22 protein-coding genes, 2 tRNA genes and 1 pseudogene are annotated in these 26,314 nt (G+C 64.6%); 20 read left to right on the top strand and 5 right to left on the bottom strand.

Annotation, left to right across the window (positions count from 1 at the left end):
* Positions 1-170: 170 nt before the first annotated feature.
* Positions 171-1,235, bottom strand: a complete 1,065-nt coding sequence (gene queG / locus V0R62_RS25285; protein ID WP_330105649.1) for a tRNA epoxyqueuosine(34) reductase QueG — start codon at positions 1,233-1,235, stop codon at positions 171-173.
* Positions 1,236-1,300: 65 nt separating this feature from the next.
* On the opposite strand from queG, the gene V0R62_RS25280 reads away from it, so the two are divergent.
* The 13 genes and pseudogenes from V0R62_RS25280 to V0R62_RS26995 all read left to right on the top strand — a co-directional run bounded on the left by V0R62_RS25280 (position 1,301) and on the right by V0R62_RS26995 (position 15,720).
* Positions 1,301-2,152, top strand: coding sequence for an NAD(P)H-hydrate dehydratase (locus V0R62_RS25280; RefSeq protein WP_330105648.1), 852 nt, complete (start codon positions 1,301-1,303; stop codon positions 2,150-2,152).
* Positions 2,153-2,160: 8 nt separating this feature from the next.
* Positions 2,161-2,613, top strand: a complete 453-nt coding sequence (gene tsaE, locus V0R62_RS25275; protein ID WP_408005738.1) for a tRNA (adenosine(37)-N6)-threonylcarbamoyltransferase complex ATPase subunit type 1 TsaE — start codon at positions 2,161-2,163, stop codon at positions 2,611-2,613.
* Positions 2,614-4,056, top strand: a complete 1,443-nt coding sequence (locus tag V0R62_RS25270; RefSeq protein ID WP_371263160.1) for an N-acetylmuramoyl-L-alanine amidase — start codon at positions 2,614-2,616, stop codon at positions 4,054-4,056. It abuts the gene before it with no gap.
* Positions 4,053-5,954, top strand: a complete 1,902-nt coding sequence (gene mutL / locus V0R62_RS25265; RefSeq protein WP_330105647.1) for a DNA mismatch repair endonuclease MutL — start codon at positions 4,053-4,055, stop codon at positions 5,952-5,954. The genes V0R62_RS25270 and mutL overlap by 4 nt, the downstream gene beginning before the upstream one ends.
* Before the next feature lies 1 nt (position 5,955).
* Entirely contained in the window at positions 5,956-6,927 is a 972-nt protein-coding gene (gene miaA, locus V0R62_RS25260; RefSeq protein ID WP_050707077.1) for a tRNA (adenosine(37)-N6)-dimethylallyltransferase MiaA, read from the top strand.
* A gap of 94 nt (positions 6,928-7,021) precedes the next feature.
* Positions 7,022-7,282, top strand: a complete 261-nt coding sequence (gene hfq, locus V0R62_RS25255; RefSeq protein ID WP_028688261.1) for an RNA chaperone Hfq — start codon at positions 7,022-7,024, stop codon at positions 7,280-7,282.
* Positions 7,283-7,300: 18 nt separating this feature from the next.
* Positions 7,301-8,602: a ribosome rescue GTPase HflX gene (hflX, locus tag V0R62_RS25250; protein WP_186713831.1), complete on the top strand. Its 1,302-nt coding sequence runs from the start codon at positions 7,301-7,303 to the stop codon at positions 8,600-8,602.
* A 96-nt stretch (positions 8,603-8,698) separates the two neighbouring features.
* Positions 8,699-9,883: an FtsH protease activity modulator HflK gene (gene hflK / locus V0R62_RS25245; protein ID WP_186732649.1), complete on the top strand. Its 1,185-nt coding sequence runs from the start codon at positions 8,699-8,701 to the stop codon at positions 9,881-9,883.
* On the top strand, positions 9,883-10,752 hold the full coding sequence (hflC, locus tag V0R62_RS25240) for a protease modulator HflC (protein WP_186713829.1): 870 nt from the start codon (positions 9,883-9,885) through the stop codon (positions 10,750-10,752). Before hflK ends, hflC begins: the two co-directional genes overlap by 1 nt.
* A gap of 292 nt (positions 10,753-11,044) precedes the next feature.
* Positions 11,045-12,232: an ATP phosphoribosyltransferase regulatory subunit gene (locus tag V0R62_RS25235; RefSeq protein WP_050707073.1), complete on the top strand. Its 1,188-nt coding sequence runs from the start codon at positions 11,045-11,047 to the stop codon at positions 12,230-12,232.
* A 55-nt stretch (positions 12,233-12,287) separates the two neighbouring features.
* Entirely contained in the window at positions 12,288-13,580 is a 1,293-nt protein-coding gene (locus V0R62_RS25230; protein ID WP_028688256.1) for an adenylosuccinate synthase, read from the top strand.
* Positions 13,581-14,121: 541 nt separating this feature from the next.
* Positions 14,122-14,814, top strand: a pseudogene (locus tag V0R62_RS26975) (methyl-accepting chemotaxis protein); the annotation flags it as partial.
* A 21-nt stretch (positions 14,815-14,835) separates the two neighbouring features.
* Positions 14,836-15,720, top strand: coding sequence for a methyl-accepting chemotaxis protein (locus V0R62_RS26995; protein WP_432214446.1), 885 nt, complete (start codon positions 14,836-14,838; stop codon positions 15,718-15,720).
* Positions 15,721-15,755: 35 nt separating this feature from the next.
* Here V0R62_RS26995 and V0R62_RS25220 read toward each other — a convergent pair whose 3' ends face one another.
* The 4 genes from V0R62_RS25220 to V0R62_RS25205 form a co-directional block, all read right to left on the bottom strand.
* Positions 15,756-17,321: an ABC transporter permease gene (locus V0R62_RS25220; RefSeq protein WP_280083255.1), complete on the bottom strand. Its 1,566-nt coding sequence runs from the start codon at positions 17,319-17,321 to the stop codon at positions 15,756-15,758.
* The gene (locus V0R62_RS25215) at positions 17,321-18,334 is read right to left on the bottom strand and encodes an extracellular solute-binding protein (RefSeq protein ID WP_330105645.1); all 1,014 of its coding nucleotides are present in this window, start codon (positions 18,332-18,334) and stop codon (positions 17,321-17,323) included. Before V0R62_RS25215 ends, V0R62_RS25220 begins: the two co-directional genes overlap by 1 nt.
* Before the next feature lie 256 nt (positions 18,335-18,590).
* Positions 18,591-18,677: transfer RNA gene (locus tag V0R62_RS25210), tRNA-Leu, on the bottom strand.
* An 87-nt stretch (positions 18,678-18,764) separates the two neighbouring features.
* Positions 18,765-18,851: transfer RNA gene (locus tag V0R62_RS25205), tRNA-Leu, on the bottom strand.
* A gap of 271 nt (positions 18,852-19,122) precedes the next feature.
* Between V0R62_RS25205 and rnr the strand changes: the two genes are divergently transcribed.
* From rnr to dnaB, 7 genes are all read left to right on the top strand, one after another.
* Positions 19,123-21,696 carry a ribonuclease R gene (gene rnr / locus V0R62_RS25200; RefSeq protein ID WP_186734499.1) on the top strand — a complete coding sequence of 858 codons (2,574 nt, stop codon included), beginning with the start codon at positions 19,123-19,125 and terminating at the stop codon, positions 21,694-21,696.
* Positions 21,693-22,439, top strand: coding sequence for a 23S rRNA (guanosine(2251)-2'-O)-methyltransferase RlmB (gene rlmB, locus V0R62_RS25195; protein ID WP_330105644.1), 747 nt, complete (start codon positions 21,693-21,695; stop codon positions 22,437-22,439). Before rnr ends, rlmB begins: the two co-directional genes overlap by 4 nt.
* Before the next feature lie 305 nt (positions 22,440-22,744).
* A complete protein-coding gene (rpsF, locus tag V0R62_RS25190; RefSeq protein WP_011535936.1) occupies positions 22,745-23,170 on the top strand; it encodes a 30S ribosomal protein S6 in 426 nt (141 codons plus the stop codon).
* 28 nt (positions 23,171-23,198) lie between these two features.
* Positions 23,199-23,429, top strand: a complete 231-nt coding sequence (gene rpsR / locus V0R62_RS25185; RefSeq protein ID WP_003249563.1) for a 30S ribosomal protein S18 — start codon at positions 23,199-23,201, stop codon at positions 23,427-23,429.
* 34 nt (positions 23,430-23,463) lie between these two features.
* Positions 23,464-24,330, top strand: coding sequence for a YybS family protein (locus V0R62_RS25180; protein WP_330105643.1), 867 nt, complete (start codon positions 23,464-23,466; stop codon positions 24,328-24,330).
* 20 nt (positions 24,331-24,350) lie between these two features.
* Positions 24,351-24,797, top strand: a complete 447-nt coding sequence (rplI, locus tag V0R62_RS25175) for a 50S ribosomal protein L9 (RefSeq protein WP_028688249.1) — start codon at positions 24,351-24,353, stop codon at positions 24,795-24,797.
* A gap of 113 nt (positions 24,798-24,910) precedes the next feature.
* Positions 24,911-26,308, top strand: a complete 1,398-nt coding sequence (gene dnaB / locus V0R62_RS25170) for a replicative DNA helicase (RefSeq protein ID WP_023629368.1) — start codon at positions 24,911-24,913, stop codon at positions 26,306-26,308.
* The last annotated feature ends 6 nt before the right edge of the window (positions 26,309-26,314 follow it).

Raw genomic sequence — 26,314 nt, 5'->3', positions numbered from 1 at the left:
GCCTGCGTTCGGCCTCCTGAAGTCGCGAAGTTACGGGTGGCGCCTGGAATAACGCAGCTGTCGCTAGTGGGCTGCGGTGTTAATCTTCTGATCGCCAAAGCCAAAGCCAAAGCCAAAGCCAAAGCCAAAGCCAAAGCCAAAGCCAAAGCCAAAGCCGGAAGCAGCAAGCGTCAAAGGGCGTCGTGGCGAGCCAGGGCCCACTTCACGTGCTCGCGTACCAACTCCGAAGGATCATCCCGCCGCGCGTTGAGCGCTTCCAAGACGGGAATGGTCGAAGGCGCATTCCCCAGCCCCACCGCCAGGTTACGCAAAAACCGCTCATACCCCGCCCGCCGCAAGGGCGAACCTTCGGTGCAGCCGAGAAAACGCTTTTCATCCCACAGGAACAGCTCGGCCAGCTCGATATTGTCCAGCCCCCGGCGGGGCATGAAGTCGTCTTCGGTAGTGGTCTTGGCGAAACGGTTCCAAGGACAGACGATCTGGCAATCGTCGCAACCGAACACCCGGTTCCCGATCAATGGCCGCAGTTCCAGTGGAATGGCACCGCGCAATTCGATGGTCAGGTACGAAATGCAACGCCGCGCATCGAGCTGGTAAGGCCCGACGAATGCCTGGGTCGGGCAGATGTCCAGGCACGCCTGGCAGCGCCCGCAATGATCGCTGCCCTGCACGCCGTCGATCGGCAGCGGCAGGTCGACGAACAGCTCGGCCAGGAAGAAATAGCTGCCGGCCTTGCGGTTGAGCAGCAAGGTGTTCTTGCCGATCCAGCCCAGGCCGGCCTCCTGCGCCAGAGCCTTCTCCAGCACCGGGGCGCTGTCGACGAAGGCACGGTAGCCAAAGGGACCGATGGCCTCCTGGATGCGGTCGGCGAAGTGCTGCACGCGCTTGCGCACCAGCTTGTGGTAATCGCGGCCCAGGGCGTAGCGCGAGATGTAGGCTTTTTCCGGCTCCGCCAGGCGCTTGGCCATCTGCGTGTCGCCGGGCAGGTAGTCCATGCGCAACGAAATCACCCGCAGCGTGCCGGGGATCAGCTCGGCAGGGCGCGAGCGCTTGTGGCCATGGTCACCCATGTACTCCATCTCACCGTTGTAGCCGGCGGCGAGCCAGCGCTGCAGGTGCTGTTCGTGTTCGCCAAGGTCGACGCCGGCGATGCCGACATGGGCAAAACCGAGTTCGCGGCCCCAATCCTTGATCGATTGGGCCAGTGTGGCGATGTCTGGAGTCGTGGCGGGCATGGATGGATAAGGCATTACAGGCACAGGTGCGTATAATTCTGCCAGACATCGGAGCCTTTGACCCCATGCCTCAGACCAAACACCCCCCATTGCTGCTCAGCAGCCTGACCTTGGCCGGGCTGCCACCCCGTGCCGCCGATGCCCACAAGGGCGATTTCGGCCATGTGCTGGTGATCGGCGGCGACCTGGGTACCGGCGGCGCGGTCATGCTCAGCAGCGAGGCGGCGCTGCGTTGCGGCGCCGGCCTGGTCAGCGTGGCGACCCGTGCCGAGCACGTCGCTGCCGGGCTGGCCCGTCTGCCGGAGGTGATGTGGCAGGGCGTGAGTTCGGCCAACCAGTTGCTCGGCCCGCTCGCACGGGCCACGGTGCTGGTGGTCGGCCCCGGCTTGGGCCAGGCGGCCTGGGGCCGCAGCCTGCTGTCGGCGGTGACCCCTGCGCATCTGCCGCAGGTATGGGATGCAGATGCCCTCAACCTGCTGGCCGCTGCGCCACTGGCGTTGCCCAGCGGCAGCATCCTCACCCCGCACCCGGGCGAGGCAGCGCGGCTGCTGGGCATCTCCACCGAGGCGGTGCAGGCCGACCGGCCGGGGGCCGCGCGCAAGCTGGCGCGGCGCTATGCCAGCGTCTGCGTGCTCAAGGGCGCGGGCACGCTGGTGGCCGACCCGGCCGGGCAGCTGGCGCAGTGCGGGCGAGGGCATCCGGCCATGGCCGGTGCCGGGCTGGGGGATGTGCTCAGTGGCGTGCTGGCGGCGTTGCTGGCTCAGGGGCTGGACGCCTGGCAGGCCGCGTGCCTGGGGGTGTGGCTGCATGCCTGCGCGGGCGAGCGCCTGGGTGTCAAAGGTAGAGGGCTGGCGGCCAGTGATCTGGTCCCGGTCATTAGAGCGTTATTGGAGGAGCATTCAGCGTGTCAGGTGTAACCCTGTTTCTGGCCGACGAGCCAGCCACCGTCGCCTTTGGCGCGAAGCTGGCCGAAGTGACCCAAGGTCATGGCGTGATCTTTCTCGAGGGCGACCTGGGCGCCGGCAAGACCACGCTGTCCCGTGGCCTGATCCGTGGCCTGGGCCACGACGGCCCTGTGAAAAGTCCGACCTTCACCGTGGTCGAGCCCTACGAGATCGGCGACATCCGCGCCTTCCATTTCGACCTCTATCGCCTGGTCGATCCGGAGGAGCTGGAGTTCATGGGCATTCGCGACTATTTCGAGGGCGATGCGCTGTGCCTGTTCGAATGGCCCGACAAAGGCGCGGGCGTTTTGCCAAAGCCCGACCTGACCATTACCATAAGCCCGCAAGCGGGCGGACGTTCGCTGAACCTGTCGCCGCAGGGGGCACGCGGCGAAGCCTGGTGTGCCGTTCTGGCCAAAGAATTCAAACAGTAAGTGGGGAAAGGTATGCGCATACGCGCACTGGTCGCCGTCGTTGGGCTGCTGCTGACCGCGGTGACCGTTGACGCTCTGGCCGTCACTCAAGTCAAGAGCATGCGCCTGTGGCGCGCTCCGGACAACACGCGGCTGGTCTTCGACCTGTCCGGGCCTGTGCAGCACAGCGTCTTCACCCTGACCGCACCCGATCGCCTGGTGATCGACATCAACGGCGCCACCCTGGGCGCGCCGCTGAACGTATCCACCTCGAACACGCCGATCACCAGCGTGCGCTCGGCCCAGCGCACGCCTACCGACCTGCGCGTAGTGGTCGACCTGAAGAAGGCCGTCTCGCCCAAAAGCTTCGTCCTGGCGCCGAACGCCCAGTACGGCAACCGTCTGGTGGTCGACCTGTACGACCAGGAAGCCGACGCCGTTGCCGCCAGCAACCCGACCCCGCCACCGACGCCGCAGCCACCGGCCACCACGCCGGCGGTGCCGGTCACCCCGGCGCAACCGGCGATCAAACTGCCGCCAGCCCCGGCCGGTAAGCGTGACATCGTGGTCGCCATCGACGCCGGCCACGGCGGCGAGGACCCGGGCGCATCCGGCTCGCGCGGCCAGCACGAAAAAGACATCGTGCTGGATATCGCCAAGGAGCTGCAGCGCCAGATCAACTCCGAGAAGGGTTACCGCGCCGAGCTGACCCGGACCGGCGACTACTTCATCCCGCTGCGCAAGCGCACCGAGATCGCCCGCAAGAAGGGCGCCGACCTGTTCGTCTCGATCCACGCCGACGCCGCGCCGTCGAAGGCCGCCTTTGGCGCCTCGGTGTTCGCCTTGTCTGACCGTGGCGCCACCTCCGAGACCGCTCGCTGGCTGGCCGACACGGAAAACCGCTCCGACTTGATCGGCGGTGCCGGCAACGTCAGCCTCGACGACAAGGACCGGATGCTGGCCGGTGTGCTGCTCGACCTGTCGATGACCGCCACCCTCAGCTCCAGCCTGAATGTCGGCCAGAAGGTGCTGGGCAACATGGGCCGGGTCACGCCGCTGCACAAGCAGCGTGTGGAACAGGCCGGGTTCATGGTGCTGAAATCGCCGGACATTCCGTCGATCCTGGTCGAGACCGGCTTCATCTCCAACGCCAACGAGGCCGCCAAGCTGGCGACCCGCAGTCACCAGCAGGCGCTGGCGCGCTCGATCCACACCGGCGTGCGCCAGTTCTTCCAGCAGAACCCGCCACCAGGCACCTACATCGCCTGGCTGCGTGACAGCGGCAAGATCGCCCAGGGGCCGCGTGAGCACACTGTGCGCCCCGGCGAGACCTTGGCGATGATCGCGGTGCGCTACCAGGTCAGCGTTGCCAGCCTGCGTAGCAGCAACAGCCTGAAGACCGACGAGCTCAAGGTCGGCCAACACCTGGACATCCCGACCACCGCCCTGGCGTCCCAGCAATGAGTGGCGGCTCGCGTATCCAGCTGCTCAGCCCGCGGCTGGCCAACCAGATCGCCGCAGGCGAGGTGGTCGAGCGCCCCGCGTCGGTAGCCAAGGAGCTGCTGGAAAACAGCCTCGACTCCGGTGCCCGGCGCATCGAGGTCGAGGTCGAGCAGGGTGGCGTGAAGCTGCTGCGGGTGCGCGACAACGGCAGCGGCATCGCCCCGGACGACCTGCCGCTGGCCCTGGCGCGTCACGCCACCAGCAAGATTCGCGAACTGGAGGACCTCGAAGGCGTGCTCAGCCTCGGTTTTCGCGGCGAGGCCCTGGCCTCGATCAGCTCGGTGGCACGCCTGACCCTGACCTCGCGCACCGCCGACGCCAGTGAAGCCTGGCAGGTGGAAACCGAAGGGCGCGAGATGACGCCGCGGGTACAGCCCGCCGCGCATCCGGTAGGCACCTCGGTCGAAGTGCGCGACCTGTTCTTCAACACCCCGGCCCGTCGCAAGTTCCTCAAGGCCGAGAAGACCGAGTTCGATCACCTGCAGGAAGTGATCCGGCGCCTGGCGCTGGCGCGCTTTGATGTCGGTTTCCACCTGCGCCACAACGGCAAGACCATCTTCAGCTTGCACGAAGCAGCCGACGAGATGGCCCGAGCCCGGCGTGTGGGCACCATCTGTGGTCCGGGCTTCCTCGAACAAGCGCTACCCATCGACGTCGAGCGCAACGGCCTGCGCCTGTGGGGCTGGGTCGGCCTGCCAACGTTCTCGCGCAGCCAGGCCGATCTGCAGTACTTCTTCGTCAATGGCCGCGCCGTGCGCGACAAGCTGGTCGCCCACGCGGTGCGCCAGGCCTATCGCGACGTGCTGTTCAATGGCCGCCACCCGACCTTCGTGCTGTTCCTGGAGTGCGACCCGACCGGGGTGGATGTCAACGTGCACCCGACCAAGCACGAAGTGCGCTTCCGCGAAGGGCGCACGGTCCACGATTTCCTTTATGGCACCCTGCACCGCGCCCTGGCCGATGTGCGCCCGGAGGACCAGCTCGCCGCGCCTGCCGCGACCAGCGAGATGCTTCGCCCGAGCGGCCTGCAGGCCGGCGAGTTCGGCCCGCAGGGCGAGATGCGCCTGGCTTCGCCGGTGCTCGAACAACCCCAGGGCGAGGCGCGGCCGGCCTTTTCCTCCGGTGGTGCTGGCGCCGGGTATCAGTACCAGTACACTCCGCGCCCCGCGCAGCCGGTCAACGTCGGCGAGGCCCAGGCGGTCTACCGCGAGTTCTACGCGCCGCTGGACAACGCCGCCGTCACGCCGAGCACGCTGCCGGAAAGCCAGGGCGACATCCCGCCGCTGGGCTACGCCCTGGCGCAGCTCAAGGGTATCTATATCCTCGCCGAGAACGCCGTGGGCCTGGTGCTGGTGGATATGCACGCCGCCCATGAGCGGATCATGTACGAGCGTCTGAAGGTGGCGATGGCCAGCGAAGGCCTGAGCGGCCAGCCGCTGCTGGTGCCCGAGTCGCTGGCGCTGAGCCAGCGCGAGGCCGATTGCGCCGAGGAGCACGCCCAGTGGTTCCAGCGCCTGGGCTTCGAGTTGCAGCGCCTGGGTCCGGAAACCCTGGCGATCCGCCAGATCCCGGCGCTGCTCAAGCAGGCCGAGGCCAACCGTCTGGTTCAGGACGTGCTGGCTGACCTCATGGAATACGGCACCAGCGACCGGATCCAGGCGCACCTGAACGAACTGCTCGGGACCATGGCCTGCCACGGCGCGGTGCGCGCCAACCGGCGCCTGGCCATCCCGGAGATGAACGCGCTGCTGCGCGACATGGAAAACACCGAGCGCAGCGGCCAGTGCAACCATGGCCGGCCGACCTGGACCCAGATGGGCCTGGACGACCTGGACAAGCTGTTCCTGCGGGGCCGATGAGATGAGTGCGAAACCCCCGGCGATATTCCTCATGGGGCCGACGGCGGCCGGCAAGACCGATCTTGCCATCGAGCTGACCAAGGTGCTGCCCTGCGAGCTGATCAGCGTCGACTCGGCGCTGGTCTATCGCGGCATGGACATTGGCACCGCGAAGCCCTCCAAAGAGGTGCTGGCGGCCCACCCGCACCGTTTGATCGACATCCTCGATCCCGCCGAAAGCTACTCGGCCAAGCGGTTCTGCACCGATGCCCTCGAGGCCATGGCCGAGATCACCGCGCGCGGCAAGATCCCGCTGCTGGTCGGCGGCACCATGCTTTATTACAAGGCGCTGATCGAGGGCCTGGCCGACATGCCGGCGGCGGACCCTGCGGTGCGCGCCGAACTCGAGGCCCAGGCCGCCACCCTGGGTTTGGCTGAACTGCACCGACAGCTGGCCGAGGTGGACCCGGAATCGGCGGCGCGCATCCATCCGAATGACCCGCAGCGACTGATCCGTGCGCTCGAAGTGTATCGGGTCAGCGGCCAGACCATGACCGCCCACCGTCAGCGTCAATTCGCGGAAAGTAGCGCTGCAGACGCAGGCGCGGGCGGGCATTTGCCCTATACTGTCGCGAGTTTGGCGATTGCTCCTACAGATCGTCACATTTTGCATCAGCGAATTGCGTTACGATTTTCGCAGATGCTGGAACAGGGCTTCGTCGACGAGGTCCGAACGCTGCGGGCCAGAAGTGACTTGCACGCGGAACTGCCGTCTATACGGGCAGTGGGCTATCGACAGGTCTGGGATTATCTCGACGGTCAGCTGACTGAGAATGAGATGCGAGAACGCGGTATCATTGCCACTCGCCAGCTGGCCAAGCGGCAGTTCACCTGGTTGCGCGGCTGGGAAGGCGTGCACTGGCTGGATAGCCTGGCCTGCGACAATCTGTCCCGCACCTTGAAATACCTGGGGACCGTCTCCATATTGAGCTGAGTCCCTGCCAAATGCCGTCTATTCTTGCGGACGGGCGGCATAATTTATCGATTTTCTTGATTTTCTACTATTGATCCTTACAGGAGTGCGGCATATGTCAAAAGGGCATTCGCTACAAGACCCTTACTTGAACACCTTGAGAAAAGAAAAAGTCCCGGTTTCGATCTATCTGGTCAACGGGATCAAGCTGCAGGGCCAGATCGAATCCTTCGACCAGTTCGTTGTGCTGCTGAAGAACACCGTCAGCCAGATGGTCTATAAGCACGCCATTTCGACTGTCGTACCTGCCCGTCCGGTTCGCCTGCCTAGCCCGTCCGATGCCGATCACGGCGACAGCGAGCAAGGCAACGCTTGAAAAAAGTAGGAGCCTGCATTGTTCTTTGAGCGCCACGGTGGTGGTGAGCGAGCGCTGCTCGTTCACTTGGAAGGTCAGAACCCTGAGGCGCGCGAAGACCCGCAGGAGTTTCAGGAGCTGGCGCTGTCGGCCGGCGCCGATATCGTCTCGCTGGTAACAGTGGCGCGGCATCAGCCCACCGCCAAGTTTCTGATCGGCAGCGGCAAGGTCGAGGAATTGCGCGACCTGGTCCAATCGGCCGAAGCCGACCTGGTGATTTTCAATCACACCCTCACGCCCAGCCAGGAACGTAACCTCGAGCGCGTCTTCGAGTGTCGCGTGCTGGACCGCACCGGGCTGATTCTCGACATCTTCGCCCAGCGGGCGCGTACTCACGAAGGCAAGCTGCAGGTCGAACTGGCCCAGCTCGAGCACATGAGCACGCGGCTGGTGCGCGGCTGGACCCACCTTGAGCGGCAGAAGGGCGGTATCGGCCTGCGCGGCCCGGGCGAGACCCAGCTGGAAACCGACCGCCGTCTGCTGCGGGTGCGCCTGCGTCAGATCAAGGCACGCCTGGAGAAGGTGCGCAGCCAGCGCGAGCAGGCCCGTCGCGGGCGCAAGCGCGCGGACATCCCGTCGGTGTCGCTGGTGGGCTACACCAACGCCGGCAAGTCGACCCTGTTCAACGCCCTGACCCAATCCGAGGTGTATGCCGCGGACCAGTTGTTCGCCACCCTCGACCCGACCTTGCGCCGGCTCGAACTGGCCGACCTGGGGCCGATCGTGCTGGCCGACACCGTGGGCTTCATCCGCCACCTGCCGCACAAGCTGGTCGAGGCATTTCGGGCTACGCTCGAAGAGTCGAGCAACTCCGACCTGCTGCTGCACGTGATCGACGCCCATGAGCCCGAGCGCATGGAGCAGATCGAGCAGGTGCTGGCGGTGCTGGGCGAGATCGGCGCCGAGAGCTTGCCGATCCTCGAGGTCTATAACAAACTCGACCTGCTTGAAGATGTCGAGCCGCAGATCCAGCGCGATGCCGATGGCAAGCCGCAGCGGGTCTGGGTATCGGCACGTGATGGACGCGGCCTGGAGCTGGTTGGCCAGGCAGTAGCCGAGTTGCTGGGGGACGACCTGTATGTCGGAACCCTGTGCCTGGAGCAACGGTTTGCCCGCCTGCGCGCGCAATTCTTTGCCCTGGGTGCCGTGCAGAGTGAAGAGCATGATGAAGAAGGGCGCAGCCTGCTGAGCGTGCGACTGCCCAGGGTCGAGTTGAATCGCCTGGTCAGCCGCGAAGGCATGGAGCCGCAAGTGTTTGTCGAGCAACACACTTTGCAATAAATGCCCGTCGAGGTCGTCGGGCAGCGGTGACAGGCATTCTGTAGCATTGGACGGCGCGCCGTGGGCGCGTCTTTGCTTTATCAGATGGAGAGCGCTATGGCTTGGAACGAGCCGGGTGGCAACTCGAACAATCAGGATCCCTGGGGCGGTCGCCGTAACGGCGGTGGCGGTGGTGGCGATAAGAAAGGTCCACCGGATCTCGACGAGGCCTTCCGCAAGCTGCAGGACAGCCTGAACGGCATGTTCGGCAGTGGCAAGAAACGCGGTGGCAGTGGCGACCGCAATATCGGCAAGAGTGGCGGCTATGGGCTGCTGGGCATCGGCCTGGCGGTGCTGGCGGCGATCTGGCTGTACAACGCCGTGTACGTGGTGGACGAGCAGGAGCAGGCCGTGGTGCTGCGCTTCGGCAAGTACTACGAGACCGTCGGTCCCGGCCTGAACATCTACTTCCCGCCGATCGACCGCAAGTACATGGAAAACGTGACCCGCGAGCGGGCCTACACCAAGCAGGGCCAGATGCTCACCGAAGACGAGAACATCGTCGAGGTGCCGCTGACCGTGCAGTACCGCATCAGCAACCTGCAGGACTTCGTGCTCAACGTCGACCAGCCGGAAGTCAGCCTGCAGCATGCCACCGACAGCGCTCTGCGCCACGTGGTGGGTTCCACCTCGATGGACCAGGTGCTGACCGAAGGCCGCGAGCAGATGGCCGTGGACATCCGCGAGCGTCTGCAGCGTTTCCTCGACACCTACCGCACCGGTATCACCGTCACCCAGGTCAACGTACAGAGCGCGGCAGCCCCGCGTGAAGTGCAGGAAGCCTTCGACGACGTGATCCGCGCCCGTGAAGACGAGCAGCGTGCGCGCAACCAGGCCGAGTCCTACGCCAACGGCGTGGTGCCCGAGGCCCGTGGTCAGGCGCAGCGCATCATCGAGGATGCCAACGGCTACCGCGATGAAGTCATCGCCCGCGCCAAGGGTGAGGCCGACCGCTTCAGCAAGATGGTCGTCGAGTACCGCAAGGCGCCGGAAGTCACTCGCCAGCGTCTGTACATCGACACCATGCAGGAGGTCTACAGCAACTCCAGCAAGGTCATGGTGGCTACCAAGGACGGGCAGAACAACCTGCTCTACCTGCCACTGGACAAGATGGTCGAAGGTAGCCGCAACAGCGCGTCGGCACCGGTCAGCAGCGTTTCGCCGTCGGTCAACGACGCCGCCGCGCGCGCCGCGCAGGACCTGCAACAACAACCGCCGCTGCGTTCCAGGGAGAGCCGCTGATGAGCAATAAATCGCTGTTCGCCCTGATTGGTGCCGTGGTCGTGGCGATCGCCGCCTGGAACTGCTTCTACATCGTCTCGCAGACCGAGCGCGCGGTATTGCTGCAGTTCGGTCGCGTGGTCAAGGCTGATGTCCAGCCGGGCCTGCACGTGAAGGTGCCGTACGTGAATCAGGTGCGCAAGTTCGACGCCCGCCTGATGACCCTCGACGCCCCGACCCAGCGTTTCCTGACGCTGGAGAAGAAAGCGGTGATGGTCGATGCCTACGCCAAGTGGCGGGTCAAGGACGCCGAGCGCTTCTACACCGCGACCTCGGGCATGAAGCAGATCGCCGACGAGCGCCTGTCGCGTCGTCTGGAAAGCGGCCTGCGTGACCAGTTCGGTAAGCGCACCCTGCACGAAGTGGTGTCCGGTGAACGTGACGCGCTGATGGCCGACATCACCGCCTCGCTGAACCGCATGGCCAGCAAGGAGCTGGGTATCGAAGTGGTCGACGTTCGCGTCAAGGCCATCGACCTGCCGAAGGAAGTCAACCGCAGCGTGTTCGACCGCATGAGCACCGAGCGTGAGCGTGAGGCCCGCGAGCACCGCGCCAAGGGTAACGAGCTGGCCGAAGGTATTCGTGCCGACGCCGACCGTCAGCGCCGCGTGCTGCTGGCCGAGGCGTATCGCGAAGCGGAAGAAACCCGTGGTGATGGTGACGCCCAGGCGGCTGCCATCTATTCCAAGGCCTACAGCCAGGACGCCGATTTCTACGCGTTCTACCGTAGCCTGCAGGCCTACCGCGAGAGCTTCTCGAGCAAGAGCGACGTACTGGTCCTGGATCCGAAGAACGAGTTCTTCCGTTACCTGGACAAGAGCAAGCCCTGAGGTTGCTCTCATGACGGGGCGCCCCGTCTGGCAGCTAAAATGCCAGGCGGGGTGCATCCTGAATGAAAAGGGGTGTATGATGCGGCAGCCGGGAAATTCCCGGCTTTTTTGCGTCTGCAAGGTTGATTGGCCCATGGCTTGTTGACGGTTTGGTCAGGACGCAAGGTAATTCGAGGGTATTGGGTACGGTGGTTGCGCTGGGATCAGTGCTGCCCGCTATTGTGCGCCAATGCCTGCTTCACTCACGGCTCGCCTGCGGGCAGGCCGCCCGGACCAGAGGGGAAATGGCGTAATGGCAACGGTAGACCGCTGGCTGCTGCCAGATGGCATCGAGGAAGTACTGCCACCTGAGGCGGCGCGCATCGAGATCGCGCGGCGTCAGGTGTTGGACCTGTTCCAGAGTTGGGGTTACGAACTGGTCGTCACGCCGCATATCGAGTACCTGGAGTCGCTGCTCACCGGCGCCGGCCAGGACCTGGACCAGCGCACCTTCAAGGTCGTCGACCCGCAGTCCGGTCGCCTGATGGGCTTCCGTGCCGACTTCACCCCGCAGGTGGCGCGCATCGACGCCCACACCCTGCGCCGTGAGGGCCCGAGCCGCCTGTGCTACGCCGGCAGCGTGCTGCACGCGCAACCGCGTGCCCTGTCCACCTCGCGCAGCCCGATCCAGCTGGGCGCCGAGCTGTACGGCGACGCCAGCCCCACCAGCGACGTCGAGGTCATCAGCCTGATGCTCGCCACGCTGCAGTTGACCGATGTGCCGGATGTGCACATGGACCTCGGCCATGTCGGTATCTACCGCGGCCTGGCCCGTGCCGCCAACCTGTCCGGCGACGTGGAGCAGCAGCTGTTCGACGCCCTGCAGCGCAAGGCGGTCGACGAAGTGCAGGCGCTCACCGCCGACCTGCCGAAGGACCTGGGCAACATGCTGCGTGCCCTGGTCGAGCTGTGCGGCGGCCGTGAAGTGCTGGCCGAAGCCCGAGTGCGCCTGGGCCGCGCCCCGGCCAGCGTGCTGGCGGCGCTGGACGACCTGCTGGCGATCGCCGATCGCCTGGCATCGCGCTACCCGGATCTGCCGTTGTACTTCGACCTCGGCGAGCTGCGCGGCTACAACTATCACACCGGCGTGGTGTTCGCGGTGTTCGTGCCGGGCGAAGGTCAGTCGATCGCCCAGGGCGGTCGCTACGACGACATCGGCGCCGATTTTGGCCGGGCGCGCCCGGCCACCGGATTCTCCACGGATTTGAAGACCCTGGTCACACTGGGGCGAGCGGAGGTCGTATTGCCTGCTGGCGGCATCTGGATGCCCGACAGCAGCGATGCGGCCCTCTGGCAGCAAGTCTGCCAGTTGCGCAACGAAGGCCAGCGTGTGGTCCAGGCCCTGCCTGGCCAGCCGTTGAGTGCTGCCTTCGAAGCGGATTGTGATCGGCAATTGATTCAGCAAGACGGGCGCTGGCAGGTTCTGCCGCTGACCCATTGAGATTCTTCGCCGGCAGTGGGCCGGCAACCAAGTTGCGTGAATGAGGACAAGTGTTATGGGTAAGAATGTCGTCGTCCTGGGCACCCAGTGGGGTGATGAGGGCAAAGGCAAGATCGTCGATCTGCTGACCGAACATGCTGCCGCCGTAGTGCGCTACCAAGGTGGCCACAACGCGGGCCACACCCTGGTGATCAACGGTGAGAAGACCGTTCTGCACCTGATTCCCTCGGGCATCCTGCGTGAAGGCGTGCAGTGCCTGATCGGCAATGGCGTGGTCGTTGCTCCCGACGCCCTGATGCGTGAAATCACCAAGCTGGAAGAGAAGGGCGTGCCAGTGCGCGAGCGCCTGCGCATCAGCCCGGCCGCCCCGCTGATCCTGTCGTACCACGTGGCCCTCGACCAGGCCCGCGAGAAGGCCCGTGGCGAAGCCAAGATCGGCACCACCGGCCGTGGCATCGGCCCGGCCTACGAAGACAAGGTGGCCCGTCGCGGCCTGCGCGTCGGCGATCTGTTCCACCGCGAGCGTTTCGCCGCCAAGCTCGGTGAGCTGCTGGACTACCACAACTTCCAGCTGGTGAACTACTACAAAGAGCCGGCCATCGACTTCCAGCAGACCCTGGACGAGTGCATGGCCTACGCCGAGCAGCTCAAGCCGATGATGCTCGACGTCACCGCCGAACTGCACAACCTGCGCCGCGCCGGCAAGGACATCATGTTCGAAGGCGCCCAGGGCTCGCTGCTGGACATCGACCACGGTACCTACCCGTACGTCACCAGCTCCAACACCACCGCCGGCGGCATCTCCACCGGTTCCGGCGTTGGCCCGATGTACCTGGACTACATCCTGGGCATCACCAAGGCCTACACCACTCGCGTCGGTTCCGGTCCGTTCCCGACCGAACTGTTCGACGAGACCGGCGCCACCCTGGCCAAGCGTGGCCACGAGTTCGGCTCGACCACCGGCCGTGCCCGTCGTTGCGGCTGGTTCGACGCCGTCATCCTGCGTCGCGCCATCGATGTCAACAGCATTTCGGGCATCTGCCTGACCAAGCTGGACGTGCTGGACGGCCTGGAAACCATCAACATCTGCGTTGGCTACAAGAACGAGAACGGTGCCGTCATCGACGCGCCGTCCGATGCCGACAGCTACATCGGCCTGGAGCCGGTGTACGAAGAGATGCCGGGCTGGAGCGAGTCGACCCTGGGCGTGAAAACCCTGGAAGAGCTGCCGCAAGCCGCGCGCAACTACATCAAGCGCATCGAGGAGCTGGTCGGCGCGCCGATCGACATCATCTCGACTGGCCCGGACCGCAACGAGACCATCGTGCTGCGTCATCCGTTCGCCTGATCGGCCGCTTCGGTAGCTGATTGAACGCCGCGTTCCCGCAAGGGAGCGCGGCGTTTTCATTTGTGTGGAAGGCAGTTTTGCACAAATGCCTTATCCCTCTGTGCTCATTGGCGTTTATACCTGCTGCCTCAGGCACAACCCTTGCTGTAAGAAGATTCTGTAGATGCCATCAAAGTAATGGCGCCAGAAACACGAGGGTTACAACGTGTCTGCCATCCTTTCACTGTTACGAAGCCGCCTCTTGCGGCCTGTGTTTGTTGCGCTTGGTATCGCTCTTCTGGTGCAGGTGCTGGTCGCCGTTGCACTGACACGGAGCACGGTCACCGCCCTGGAGGCCGATTTGGGGGCGCGCCTGGGTAATGACAGCCAGAAACTGGCCGCCGAACTGGAGCAGGCCGGGCAGGATGTCCGCGCCGGGCTCGACAGCCTGTCGACCAGTACCCGCCAGCGCCTCAGCGCCGGCCTCTCCGAGCGGCTGCAGGGCGAGCAGCAGCAACTGCGCGCCACCCTGGAGAAGAACCTCAAGGATTCGGCCAATGACATGGCCGAGCTGCTGGCCTCGGTCGCGCCGCGGGCGATCTGGGACAACGATGTGCCGACGCTGTCGGATTTCGCCCGTCGCGCCCAGCGCAACCCCAACGTGCTGTTTGTGATCTACGACGACGCCCAGGGTCAGCACCTGACCCGCTACCTGAACCGGCAGAACCCGATCAACCAGGCGTTGATGGACAAGGGGCAGGGCGAGCGGGCGCTGGACAAGGTGCTGGATGCCGCGCGCAAGGATCCGTCGGTGTATTACGTCGAGGCCTCGATCAACCCCAACGGTGCCGAGATCGGCAAGGTGCTGATGGGTGTCTCCACCGCGGGCGTCGACCAGGAGCTCAAGGCCCTCGACCAGCGCTTCGCCGCCCTGATTGCCAGCGGCGAACAACTGGTCGGCGACAGCCTGGTGGCTGCCGCCGCCGACAGCGGCAAGGCCCTGCGCGCGCGCCTGGAGACGGCGCAGAACAGTGCTACGGCGATGCAGGCCAATACCGCGCAGACCGTGCGCGATGCCGCTGCCGAGCTGCGCTGGCGCATCGGCCTGGGTCTGGTGCTGGTGGGTCTGGGCGTGCTGGTGGTGGTGGCCGTGGTGCTCGGGCGCCGGGTGCTGAGCAAGCTCGGCCTGCTGATCGCCGCGCTGAATGACCTGGCCGCGGGCGAAGGTGACCTGACCAAGCGGGTCAAGCTCGACAGCCGTGACGAGATCGGCGACATGGCGTCGGCGGTCAACCGCTTCGTCGACAAGCTCCAGCCCATCGTTCGCGAGGCCGGCGAGGTGGCGCAGCGCACAGGTGTCGAGATCGACAGCATGGCCCAGCGCAACGCGGGGGCCGATGCCGCCGCCGCGCTGCAGCGCGACGAAGTGGCGGCCAGCCTGCGCGACCTGTCGAGCATGGCCGACGAGGCCCAGGCCGAGAGCCACGCCATGCAGGCAGCGTTGCAGCAGGTGGTGGACATTCGCCAGGCCACCGACGAGAACAGCCGTGCCTCCACCCAACTGGCGCGGTTGATCGAGAACCTGGCCGGCGAGGTGCAGACCGGCTCCCAGGTGATCGAGCGGCTGGCCAAGCAAAGCGAGCAGATCGAGGTGGTGCTGACGGTGATCCATGGCATCGCCGAGCAGACCAACCTGCTGGCGCTGAACGCCGCCATCGAGGCGGCGCGGGCCGGGGAAACCGGGCGCGGCTTCGCCGTGGTGGCCGACGAGGTGCGGGCGCTGGCGAGCAAGACGCAGAGTTCGACCGGGGATATCCAGTCGCATATCGCCGCCCTGCAGCAGGGGGCCAAGGAGGCGGTGGCGACCATCAGCCAGGCCGGGCGCCAAGCCAGCGAAGGGCTGCTCGTGTTGCGCGACAACGAGCGTCGTCAGCAGTCGGTACAGGCGGCGGTGGAGCAGGTCCATGCGGCGATCGGCCTGGCCACCCGTGCGGCGGAGCAGCAGGCCAATGGTGCTCAGGCGGTACGTGGGCGGGTGGAGACCATCCATGCCCAGGCCGAGCGCTCGGCCGAGGTGGTGATGCAGACCACGGCCAGCAGCAAGGTGCTGGATGACCTGGCGGCGCAGTTGCGCGCCAGCCTGGGGCAGTTCAGGGCTTGAGGGTTGTGCGATCCCTGTAGGTGCGGTGTGGCCTGTCACGCCTTGTTCAGATACATCCGCGTAGTCAGCAGATATACCGGCAATCCCGACACCACGATCAGCAGCGCCGCATAAGGCGCCGCCGCCGCGAACTCGACGTTGGCGGTGTGCGCCCACACCTCGGTGGCCAGGGTGGTCATGCCGGTCGGGCTGAGCAGCAGGGTCGCGGTCAGCTCCTTCATCGCATCCAGGAACACCAGGGCGAACGCCGCCGCCATCGCCGGGAAGATGATCGGCAGGGTGACCCGGCAGAACGCCGCAAAACTGCTTGCGCCCAGGGTGCGTGCGGCTTCTTCCAGCGTTGGCGAGGCCTTGTTCAGCGCTGTGCGCACCGGCGACTGCGCCAGGGGCAGGAACAACAGGGCATAGGCCAGGATCAGCAGCGCGGTGGTCTGGTACAGCGCCGGCACGTAGTGCAGGGCGAAGAACACCAGGGTCAGGGCGATCACCAGCCCGGGGAGGGCGTGCAGCAGGTACGGCAGGCGCTCGGCCCAGATCGCCAGTCGTCCCTTGTAGCGCACCACCAGGAAGCTGATCGGCAGGGCCAGCAGTACGCAGAAGCCAGCGCCGCCCAGGGATACCGACAGCGAAGTGGCCAGGGCCTTGCCGATGGCCGCGACCGGGAAAGCCGCCGACGAACCGACGCTCAGCCAGTAGCCGAGCATTGCCAGCGGAATGCCGCTGCCCAATACCGCCAGGGCCAGACAGAACAACTGCCCCAGTGGCATCCAGGCGCGCAGGCGCAGCGGTTGCGCGCGGCGCGCCACGCCCTGGCCGATGCGCACATGGCGGGCCTTGCCGCGCACCCGCAGCTCCAGCCACAGCATCGCCAGGCACAGCACCAGCAGCACCGCCGAGAGCATGGCCGCGTTGGCGTTGCTGAACTCCAGTTCGAACTGCTGGTAGATCGCCGTGGTGAAGGTCTGCAAGCCGAGGATCGACAGGGCGCCGAACTCCACCAGCATGTGCAGGGCGATCAGCAGCGCGCCACCCAGCATCGAGGGCCAGAGCAGCGGTAGGGTGATCTTGTGGAACACGCCCCAGCGGCCGCAGCCCAGGGTGCGCGCCGATTCCTCCAGCGAGGTGTCGAGGTTGCGCAGGGTGGCGGCCACCGGCAGGAACACCAGCGGGTATTTTGACAGCGCCATCACCAGAATGGCCCCGCCCAGGCCCTCGAAGTCCGAACTCAGCGACACCCAGGTGAAGCTGCTGACGAACGACGGCACCGCGAACGGCAGGCACAGCACCACGCCCCACAGGCGCCGCCCCGGCAGGTCGCTGCGCTCCAGCAGCCAGGCCAGGGCCACGCCCACCACCAGGCACAGCACGGTGACGCCGACCATCAGCAGCAGGGTGTTGCGCAGCAGGCCCCAGACAAACGGACGCCAGAGCAGGCGCAGGGCTTCGTGCCAGCCGGCTTCCCAGGCCTTGAGCCCGACATAAAGCAGTGGCAACAGGCTCATCGCCACCAGGAACAACACGGGCAACACCACCCAGACGGAGGGTCGCTTGCGCTTCGGTACGAAGCGCGACAAGGCGGGCGAGGGCAGGGCGGCGGTCATCAGAGCAGGCCAACCTCACGTTCGAGCTCGATGGCTTCCTCGGCATTGCCAAGGTCCGCCGGCGAGATCTTCGGCGGGCGCAGTTCATCGAACGGCTTCAGGCCGCGATCAGAAACCATGCCCTTGTGCAGCGGGTACTCGGCGGTGGTCTGGGTGATCACCCGCTGGCCTTCTTCGCTGGCCATCCAGTTGAGCAGGGCCTGGGCTTCCTTGGGGTGCTTGCTGGCCTTGACCACCGCGGCGCCGGAAATGGTGACCAGGTTGCCGGCATCGCCATCGGCCAGGTAGTACAGCTTGGAGTCCAGCTTGCCGCGCTCGCGCTCAAGCGCATACCAGTAGTAGTTGTTCACCAGTACCGCGGCGACTTCGCCCTTTTCCACGGCCTTGAGGGCCACCATGTTGTTGGTGTAAGTCTTGCCGAAGGCTTTCAGGCCGGTCAGCCATTCTTCGGTGGCTTCGCGGCCATGCATCTTCAGGATGGCCACGGCCTGTTCCTGGAAGGCGCCGCTGGTGGGGACGTAGCCGACACGCCCTTCCCACTCGGGATTGGCGAAGTCCATGACCGTGGTCGGCAGGTCTTTCTCGTCGATCTTCTTCGGGTTGAATACCACGATGCGGGTGCGGGCGGTGATGCCCATCCAGGTGCCATTCGCACCTACGTACTCCTTGGGCATCATGTTCGCGGTGGCATCATCGATCTTCGCCAGCAGGCCCAGCTCGCCCAGGTTGTTCAGGGGCGGGGATTCCTCGGTGTAGATGATGTCGGCCGGCGAGCGTGCGCCTTCCTCGATGATCTGGCTGGCCAGCTGGTTGCTGCTGCCCTTGCGGATATTGATATGGATGCCGGTCTTGGCCTCGTAGGCCTTGGCGATGGCGTCGCCGATCTCCTTGTGCTGGCCGTTGTACATCGTCAGCGTGACCGGTTCGTCTGCCAGGGCGGCCGGAGCGCCGATCACCAGGCTCAGAACTGCGGCGGCCAGGGTGCGCATCAGCGGTTGCGGGCGGATCGTCATGCGGGTACTTCCTCGCTTACGGCTACATATTTGGAAACAATGGTAAACGAAATTGTTTCTCAAATGGGCGTATGACGGGAAATTCATGGGATCTGTGTAGGAGCGGCCTTGTGCCACGAAAGGGTCGCGCAGCGGCCCCGGCGATCTGAAACCAAGGGCCGCTGCGCGCAAGGCCGCTCCTACAGAGGAGGGCGCGCGATGGTTGCAAAAATCGCAGGCAAGAAAAAACCCACTAGCAAGCTAGTGGGTTTTTGTATGGTGCCCAGGAGAAGACTCGAACTTCCACGACCGTTAAGTCACTGATACCTGAAACCAGCGCGTCTACCAATTCCGCCACCTGGGCAAAGCTTTGCATCATCTGATGAAGGCGACTATCGTTCGCTTTCACACAGTAGTAACAGATCCTTGGTCATCTGTTACTTGAAAAATTTGGTGCCCAGGAGAAGACTCGAACTTCCACGGCCGTTAAGCCACTGATACCTGAAACCAGCGCGTCTACCAATTCCGCCACCTGGGCACACATTCGAGATTACAAGATGCTTTACAGCGTCGTTCATCTCTACTACAACTTCGGGGTTGTCCGTCGTTGTGGTGCGCACTATACGGACGCTCCTGATGCCTGTAAACCCCCCGAACGAAAAAAATTTCAAAAAATTCAACTTGTTGATTCCGCAGGCCTATTGCCGCACCACGGACACACTGCCGGGGCTGTCCAAGGCTGACATTTCCGGTTTCAATACGCCTATGCCAGAATTCCACTCTATATACCCCAAGGTGAATCCTTTCTGATGGCCGATTGGCAATCCCTCGATCCCGAGGCCGCTCGCGAAGCGGAAAAATACGACAACCCCATCCCCAGCCGTGAGCTGATCCTGCAGCGCCTCGCCGACCGTGGCGAACCGGCTGCCCGCGAACAGCTGGCCGAGGAGTTCGGTCTTTATGAAGAAGACCAGATCGAAGCCCTGCGCCGCCGCCTGCGTGCCATGGAACGCGATGGTCAGCTTATCTATACCCGGCGCGGCACCTATGCCCCGGTGGACAAGCTCGACCTGATCTGCGGCCGCGTATCCGGCCACCGTGATGGCTTCGGCTTCCTGATCCCCGACGACGGCAGCGAGGACCTGTTCCTCAGCCCGGCGCAGATGCGCCTGGTGTTCGACGGTGACCGCGGTCTGGCCCGGGTGTCCGGCGTCGACCGCCGTGGCCGCCGCGAAGGCGTGCTGGTCGAAGTCATTTCCCGCGCCCATGAAAGCGTGGTCGGCCGCTACTTCGAAGAAGGCGGCATCGGCTACGTGACCCCGGACAACCCGAAGATCCAGCAGGAAGTGCTGGTCACCGCCGGGCGCAACGGCGGTGCCAAGATCGGTCAGTTCGTCTCGATCAAGATCACTCACTGGCCAACTCCGCGCTTCCAGCCCCAGGGCGACGTGATCGAAGTGATCGGCAACTACATGGCGCCGGGCATGGAGATCGACATCGCCCTGCGCAGCTATGACATCCCGCATGTCTGGCCGCAGGACGTGATCAAGGAAGCGCGCAAGTTCCGCTCCGAAGTCGAGGAGAAGGACAAGGAGAAGCGCGTCGACCTGCGCCATCTGCCGTTCGTCACCATCGACGGCGAGGATGCCCGCGACTTCGACGACGCCGTCTATTGCGAACCGCTGGGCAAGCTGCGCCTGTTCTCCGGCGGCTGGCGCCTGTACGTGGCGATCGCCGACGTCTCCAGCTATGTGCGCCTGGGTTCGGCCCTGGACGTCGAGGCCCAGCAGCGCGGTAACTCGGTGTACTTCCCCGAGCGCGTGGTGCCGATGCTCCCCGAGGAGCTGTCCAACGGCCTGTGCTCGCTGAACCCGCACGTCGATCGCCTGGCCATGGTCTGCGAAATGACCATGAACAAGGCCGGCCAGATGGTCGACTACCAGTTCTACGAAGGGGTGATCCACTCCCATGCGCGCCTGACCTACAACAAGGTCAGCAGCATGCTCGAGCATGCCCGCACCCGCGAGGGCAAGGCGCTGCGCGAGGAGTACAAGGAAGTCTTGCCGGACCTGAAGAACCTGTACAACCTGTACAAGGTGCTGGTCGATGCCCGTCACACCCGCGGCGCGATCGACTTCGAAACCCAGGAAACCCGGATTATCTTCGGCGAAGACCGCAAGATCGACGAAATTCGTCCGACCGTGCGCAACGATGCCCACAAGCTGATCGAGGAATGCATGCTGGCGGCCAACGTCGCCACCGCCGAGTTCCTGCAGAAGCACAACGTGCCTGCGCTGTACCGCGTGCACGACGGTCCGCCGCCGGAGCGCCTGGAAAAACTGCGCGCCTTCCTCGGCGAGCTGGGCCTGACCCTGCACAAGGGCAAGGACCCATCACCCAAGGACTACCAACAACTGCTGGCGAGCATCGCTGGGCGTCCGGACTTCCACCTGATCCAGACCGTCATGCTGCGCTCGTTGAGCCAGGCGGTGTACAGCGTCGAGAACAACGGCCACTTCGGCCTGAACTACGAGGCCTACACTCACTTCACCTCGCCGATCCGCCGCTACCCGGACCTGCTGGTGCACCGTGCCATCCGCAGCGTGATCCGCTCCAAGGTCGATACCCCGCACGTCAAACGTGCCGGCGCCATGAGCATCCCCAAGGCGCGCATCTACCCGTACGACGAGAATACCCTCGACCAGATGGGCGAACAGTGCTCGATGACCGAGCGCCGCGCCGACGAGGCCACCCGCGACGTGGTCAACTGGCTCAAGTGCGAGTACATGCGTGACCGTGTCGGCGAGACCTTCCCCGGCGTGATCACCGCGGTGACCGGTTTCGGCCTGTTCATCGAGCTGACCGACATCTACGTCGAAGGCCTGGTGCATGTCAGCGCCCTGCCGGGCGACTACTACCACTTCGACCCGGTCCACCACCGCCTGTCGGGCGAGCGCAGCGGTCGCAGCTTCCGCCTGGGCGACACGGTCGAGGTCAAGGTCATGCGCGTCGACCTCGAACAGCGCAAGATCGATTTCGAGATGTCCGAGGCCACCGTCAACGCGCCGGTCGGCCGCAAGTCCGCCGCGCCTGCCGGCAAGGCCGCGCCGGAGCCGGCAGCGGCGCCCGAGGCGAAGATTTCGCCCAAGCCGCGCAGCCGCAAGAGCGAGACCGCCGAGGCGTACTTCCCGAAAGACGCGGTGCAGCGCAACGCCGAGGTGCGCAAGAGCCGCGAGATGAAGAAGGCGCTGATGAGCGACGCCAAGCACAGCGCTCACGCTGGCGGCAAGGCGGAGAAGGGTGCCAAGGCGTCGGGCAAGACCAAGCATCGCAAGGGGCCGTCGAAGTCCGGCGCGCCACGTAAGGGCAAGAGCAAGTCATGAGTCAGCTGGAAAAGATCTACGGTGTGCATGCCGTGCAGGCGCTGCTGCAGCACCATCCCAAGCGGGTCAAGCAGATCTGGCTGTCCGAGGGGCGCAGTGAGCCGCGTATCCAGGCCTTGCTGGCCCTGGCCGCGGAAAACCGCGTCCAGGTCGGCCAGGCCGAGCGTCGTGAGCTCGATGCCTGGGTCGAGGGCGTGCACCAGGGCGTGGTCGCCGAGGTGAGCCCGAGCCAGGTATGGGGCGAACTGATGCTCGAGGAGCTGCTCGAACGCACCGAGACGCCGCCGCTGATCCTGGTCCTGGACGGTGTCACCGACCCGCACAACCTCGGCGCCTGCCTGCGCACCGCCGATGCCGCCGGTGCCACGGCGGTGGTGGTGCCCAAGGACAAGTCGGCGACCCTCACGCCGGTGGTGCGCAAGGTGGCCTGCGGCGCCGCGGAAGTGATTCCGCTGGTGGCCGTGACCAACCTGTCCCGCACCCTGGAAAAACTCCAGCAGCGTGGCCTGTGGGTGGTCGGCACGGCCGGCGAGGCCGAGCAGGAGATCTACCAGCAGGACCTGACCGGCCCGCTGGTGATGATCATGGGCGCTGAAGGCAAGGGCATGCGCCGGCTGACCCGCGAGCACTGCGATTTCCTGGTCAAGCTGCCGATGGCGGGCAGCGTCAGCAGCCTGAACGTCTCGGTGGCGACCGGGGTGTGCCTGTTCGAGGCCGTGAGGCAGCGTCAGATCAAGCGCTGATTCATCGCCTGTACCTGCCTCTTCGCGGGCAAGCCCGCTCCCACAGGTCTACTGCTGCCCCTGGCATGCAGGCAACCTGTGGGAGCGGGCTTGCCCGCGAATGGGCTGAACAGTTTTCGAATATGTTTCCGGCTGTTCAAATATTCGCCAATCACCTTGCTTGTCCCCCCGGCCTTCTCTACAATTGCGCCCCTTGCCAGCTGGCCGGTGCGCATGCGCCTACACGCCGGGGCAAGACTTACAGTGTCATTCACTCCTTGTCTGACCAGATTCGCTGGCAGACTACTAACCCGTAAGGAGCATTCATGCGTCATTACGAAATCATCTTCCTGGTTCACCCGGACCAGAGCGAGCAAGTCGGCGGCATGGTTGAGCGTTACACCAAGCTGATCGAAGAAGACGGCGGCAAGATCCACCGTCTGGAAGACTGGGGCCGTCGTCAACTGGCCTACGCAATCAACAATGTTCACAAGGCTCACTACGTGATGCTGAACGTTGAGTGCACCGGCAAGGCCCTGGCCGAGCTGGAAGACAACTTCCGCTACAACGATGCCGTGATCCGTAACCTGGTCATCCGTCGTGACGAAGCCGTTACCGGCCCGTCCGAGATGCTCAAGGCCGAAGAGAACCGCAGCGAGCGCCGTGAGCGTCGCGAACGTCCTGAGCATGCTGATGGCGCCGAAGGCGACGACAGCAATGACAGCGACAACAGCGATAACGCTGACGAGTAATCCACGGACCTTTTGAGGAGCCAATCACATGGCACGTTTCTTCCGTCGTCGTAAATTCTGCCGCTTCACTGCTGAAGACGTGAAAGAGATCGACTTCAAAGATCTCAACACCCTGAAAGCTTACGTATCCGAAACCGGCAAGATCGTTCCAAGCCGCATCACCGGTACCAAAGCTCGTTATCAGCGTCAGCTGGCTACCGCTATCAAGCGCGCCCGCTTCCTGGCCCTGCTGCCCTACACCGACAGCCACGGCCGCTGAGACCGGGTCGTCGACTAAGTAGCAAGGGATAGGCATGCGAGCGTTGGCAAGTTTCATCATGCGCGGTCGTGTGCAGGCCACCCTGGTGGTGGTCATCAGCGCGGTACTGCCGCTGCTGTTCTGGTTGAGTGCCGCCGCCGGGAGCCTGGTGTTCCTGCGGCGCGGGTTCAAGGACGCGTCATCGATCATCGCCTGGGGCCTTTTGCCAGCGATGATCCTGGCGTACTTCGGCGAACTGAGCACCTTGCTGGTGCTGTTGGGAACGCTGAGTCTGGCCGCCTTGTTGCGGGCCGGGCATTCCTGGACCCGGGTGCTGCTGTCCAGTGTCGCATTAGGCTTGCTGTACAGCCTGATCCTGGACGCGGTGATGCGCGAAACCTTCGAGGTGCTGGCCAAGGCGCTTGAAAAAGCCCTGCCGCAGATCGAGGGCCAACCGGTACTACCTGGTGAGCTGATCGGCCCTTTGCTGGTCGCTTCCAGTGCGGTAATGCTGCAGCTGTTCAGCCTGCTGGCTCTGATGCTGGCGCGCTATTGGCAGGCGGCGTTGTACAACCCCGGCGGTTTCGGTCGCGAGTTTCGCGAGCTGAGGCTGCCACTGGTGCCGATGCTGGTGCTGGTGTCGTTGATGGTGCTCGGTCCGTTCCTCGGCTCGCAGTTCATCGTCCTCGCCACGGCGTCCAGCCTGGTGCTGCTGCTCGCTGGCATCGCCCTGATTCACGGGCTGGTGGCGCAGCGGCGACTGGCCGGGTTCTGGCTGGTGGGGATGTACGTGACGCTGCCGCTGCTCATGCAGCTGATGTATCCGTTGCTCGTGGTTTTGGCCATTGTCGACAGCCTGATTGATTTTCGCGGTCGCAAGTCCCCTTCACAGGGTGACGACTCCGCGAACGGTGAAGGTTAAAAGTTAAGAGGTTTTACCAAATGGAACTGATCCTGCTGGAAAAAGTCGCCAACCTGGGCAACCTGGGCGACATCGTTAAAGTCAAGTCCGGCTACGGCCGTAACTTCCTGCTGCCATTCGGCAAGGCCACCGTTGCCAACGCCGCCAACAAGGCCGCGTTCGAAGAGCGCCGCGCCGAGCTGGAAAAAGCCGCCGCAGAGAAGAAAGCTTCGGCTGAAAGCCGCGCTGCCCAACTGGCCGAGCTGGAAGTGACCATCACTGCCACCGCTGGCGACGAAGGCAAGCTGTTCGGTTCGATCGGCACCCACGACATCGCTGATGCCCTGACCGCCTCCGGCGTTGAAGTGGCCAAGGCTGAAGTTCGTCTGCCGAACGGCACCATCCGTCAGGTTGGCGAATACGACGTAGCCGTGCACCTGCACAGCGACGTTGAAGCCACCGTACGTGTGGTCGTCGTAGCTGCCTAAGCTGCGCTGACCGGCTGGCTCCCTGTGGGTCAGGCGGTTAACATCGGGCACGGTCCTGTGTTGAACAGGCCGTGCCCTTTGTCTTTTTCATCCCCCAGAATTCTTTCGTGGCCATGAACGAGATCACCACCCCCGAACAGCTCGACCTGCAAACCGCCGCCCTGAAGGTGCCGCCGCATTCCATCGAGGCCGAACAGGCCGTGCTCGGTGGCCTGATGCTGGACAACAACGCCTGGGAGCGGGTGCTGGACCAGGTGTCGGACGGCGATTTCTACCGGCATGACCACCGCCTGATCTTTCGCGCCATTCACAAGCTGGTGGACGCGAACCAGCCGTTCGACGTGGTGACCCTGCACGAGCAACTGGACAAGGAAGGCGTTTCCACCCAGGTCGGCGGCCTGGCGTACCTGGCCGAGCTGGCCAAGAACACCCCGTCGGTGGCCAACATCAAGGCCTACGCCGCGATCATCCGCGAGCGGGCCACGTTGCGTCAGCTGATCAGCATCAGCACCGACATCGCCGACAACGCCTTCAACCCCCAGGGGCGCAACGCCGAGGAGATCCTCGACGACGCCGAACGGCAGATCTTCCAGATCGCCGAGGCGCGGCCGAAGACCGGTGGCCCGGTGGGGGTCAACGAGCTGTTGACCATGGCCATCGACCGCATCGACACGCTGTTCAACTCCGACAGCGACATCACCGGCGTGTCCACCGGTTTCACCGACCTGGACGAGAAGACCAGCGGCCTGCAGGCAGCCGACCTGATCATCGTCGCCGGCCGTCCGTCGATGGGCAAGACCACCTTCGCCATGAACCTGGTGGAAAACGCCGTGTTGCGCAGCGACAAGGTGGTGCTGGTGTTCTCCCTCGAGATGCCCGGTGAATCGCTGATCATGCGTATGCTCTCGTCGCTCGGGCGGATCGACCAGACCAAGGTGCGTTCCGGCCAGCTGGATGACGATGACTGGCCGCGCCTGACCTCGGCGGTGAACCTGCTCAACGACCGCAAGCTGTTCATCGACGACACCGCCGGTATCAGCCCCTCGGAGATGCGTGCGCGTACCCGCCGGCTGGCCCGCGAGCATGGCGAGATCGCCATGATCATGGTCGACTACCTGCAGCTGATGCAGATTCCGGGTTCGGCCGGTGACAACCGGACCAACGAGATTTCCGAGATCTCCCGCTCGCTCAAGGCGCTGGCCAAGGAATTCAACTGCCCGGTGATTGCCCTGTCGCAGCTCAACCGCTCCCTGGAGCAGCGCCCCAACAAGCGTCCGGTCAACTCCGACCTTCGTGAATCGGGTGCGATCGAGCAGGACGCCGACGTGATCATGTTCGTCTACCGTGACGAGGTGTATCACCCCGAGACCGAGCACAAGGGCGTGGCCGAGATCATCATCGGCAAGCAGCGTAACGGCCCCATCGGCTTCGTGCGCCTGGCGTTCATCGGCAAGTACACCCGCTTCGAGAACCTCGCGCCGGGCATGTACAACTTCGACGACGACGAATAAGACCTG

The organism is Pseudomonas carassii (assembly GCF_036324045.1).
Classification (GTDB): Bacteria; Pseudomonadota; Gammaproteobacteria; order Pseudomonadales; family Pseudomonadaceae; genus Aquipseudomonas; species Aquipseudomonas peradeniyensis.
Note: the sequence above shows the minus strand (reverse complement) of the source record. Positions and strands in the feature narration are given on the sequence as shown.

Coding starts and splice junctions, on each gene's coding strand:
- miaA (WP_050707077.1), top strand. CDS start 5,956: ATGAGTGCGAAACCCCCGGCGATATTCCTCATGGGGCCGACGGCGGCC.
- V0R62_RS25215 (WP_330105645.1), bottom strand. CDS start 18,334: ATGACGATCCGCCCGCAACCGCTGATGCGCACCCTGGCCGCCGCAGTT.
- hflC (WP_186713829.1), top strand. CDS start 9,883: ATGAGCAATAAATCGCTGTTCGCCCTGATTGGTGCCGTGGTCGTGGCG.
- V0R62_RS25180 (WP_330105643.1), top strand. CDS start 23,464: ATGCGAGCGTTGGCAAGTTTCATCATGCGCGGTCGTGTGCAGGCCACC.
- V0R62_RS26995 (WP_432214446.1), top strand. CDS start 14,836: ATGGCGTCGGCGGTCAACCGCTTCGTCGACAAGCTCCAGCCCATCGTT.
- hflK (WP_186732649.1), top strand. CDS start 8,699: ATGGCTTGGAACGAGCCGGGTGGCAACTCGAACAATCAGGATCCCTGG.
- queG (WP_330105649.1), bottom strand. CDS start 1,235: ATGCCCGCCACGACTCCAGACATCGCCACACTGGCCCAATCGATCAAG.
- rpsF (WP_011535936.1), top strand. CDS start 22,745: ATGCGTCATTACGAAATCATCTTCCTGGTTCACCCGGACCAGAGCGAG.
- rnr (WP_186734499.1), top strand. CDS start 19,123: ATGGCCGATTGGCAATCCCTCGATCCCGAGGCCGCTCGCGAAGCGGAA.
- mutL (WP_330105647.1), top strand. CDS start 4,053: ATGAGTGGCGGCTCGCGTATCCAGCTGCTCAGCCCGCGGCTGGCCAAC.
- V0R62_RS25220 (WP_280083255.1), bottom strand. CDS start 17,321: ATGACCGCCGCCCTGCCCTCGCCCGCCTTGTCGCGCTTCGTACCGAAG.
- V0R62_RS25230 (WP_028688256.1), top strand. CDS start 12,288: ATGGGTAAGAATGTCGTCGTCCTGGGCACCCAGTGGGGTGATGAGGGC.
- rpsR (WP_003249563.1), top strand. CDS start 23,199: ATGGCACGTTTCTTCCGTCGTCGTAAATTCTGCCGCTTCACTGCTGAA.
- rlmB (WP_330105644.1), top strand. CDS start 21,693: ATGAGTCAGCTGGAAAAGATCTACGGTGTGCATGCCGTGCAGGCGCTG.
- V0R62_RS25235 (WP_050707073.1), top strand. CDS start 11,045: ATGGCAACGGTAGACCGCTGGCTGCTGCCAGATGGCATCGAGGAAGTA.
- hfq (WP_028688261.1), top strand. CDS start 7,022: ATGTCAAAAGGGCATTCGCTACAAGACCCTTACTTGAACACCTTGAGA.
- rplI (WP_028688249.1), top strand. CDS start 24,351: ATGGAACTGATCCTGCTGGAAAAAGTCGCCAACCTGGGCAACCTGGGC.
- V0R62_RS25280 (WP_330105648.1), top strand. CDS start 1,301: ATGCCTCAGACCAAACACCCCCCATTGCTGCTCAGCAGCCTGACCTTG.
- dnaB (WP_023629368.1), top strand. CDS start 24,911: ATGAACGAGATCACCACCCCCGAACAGCTCGACCTGCAAACCGCCGCC.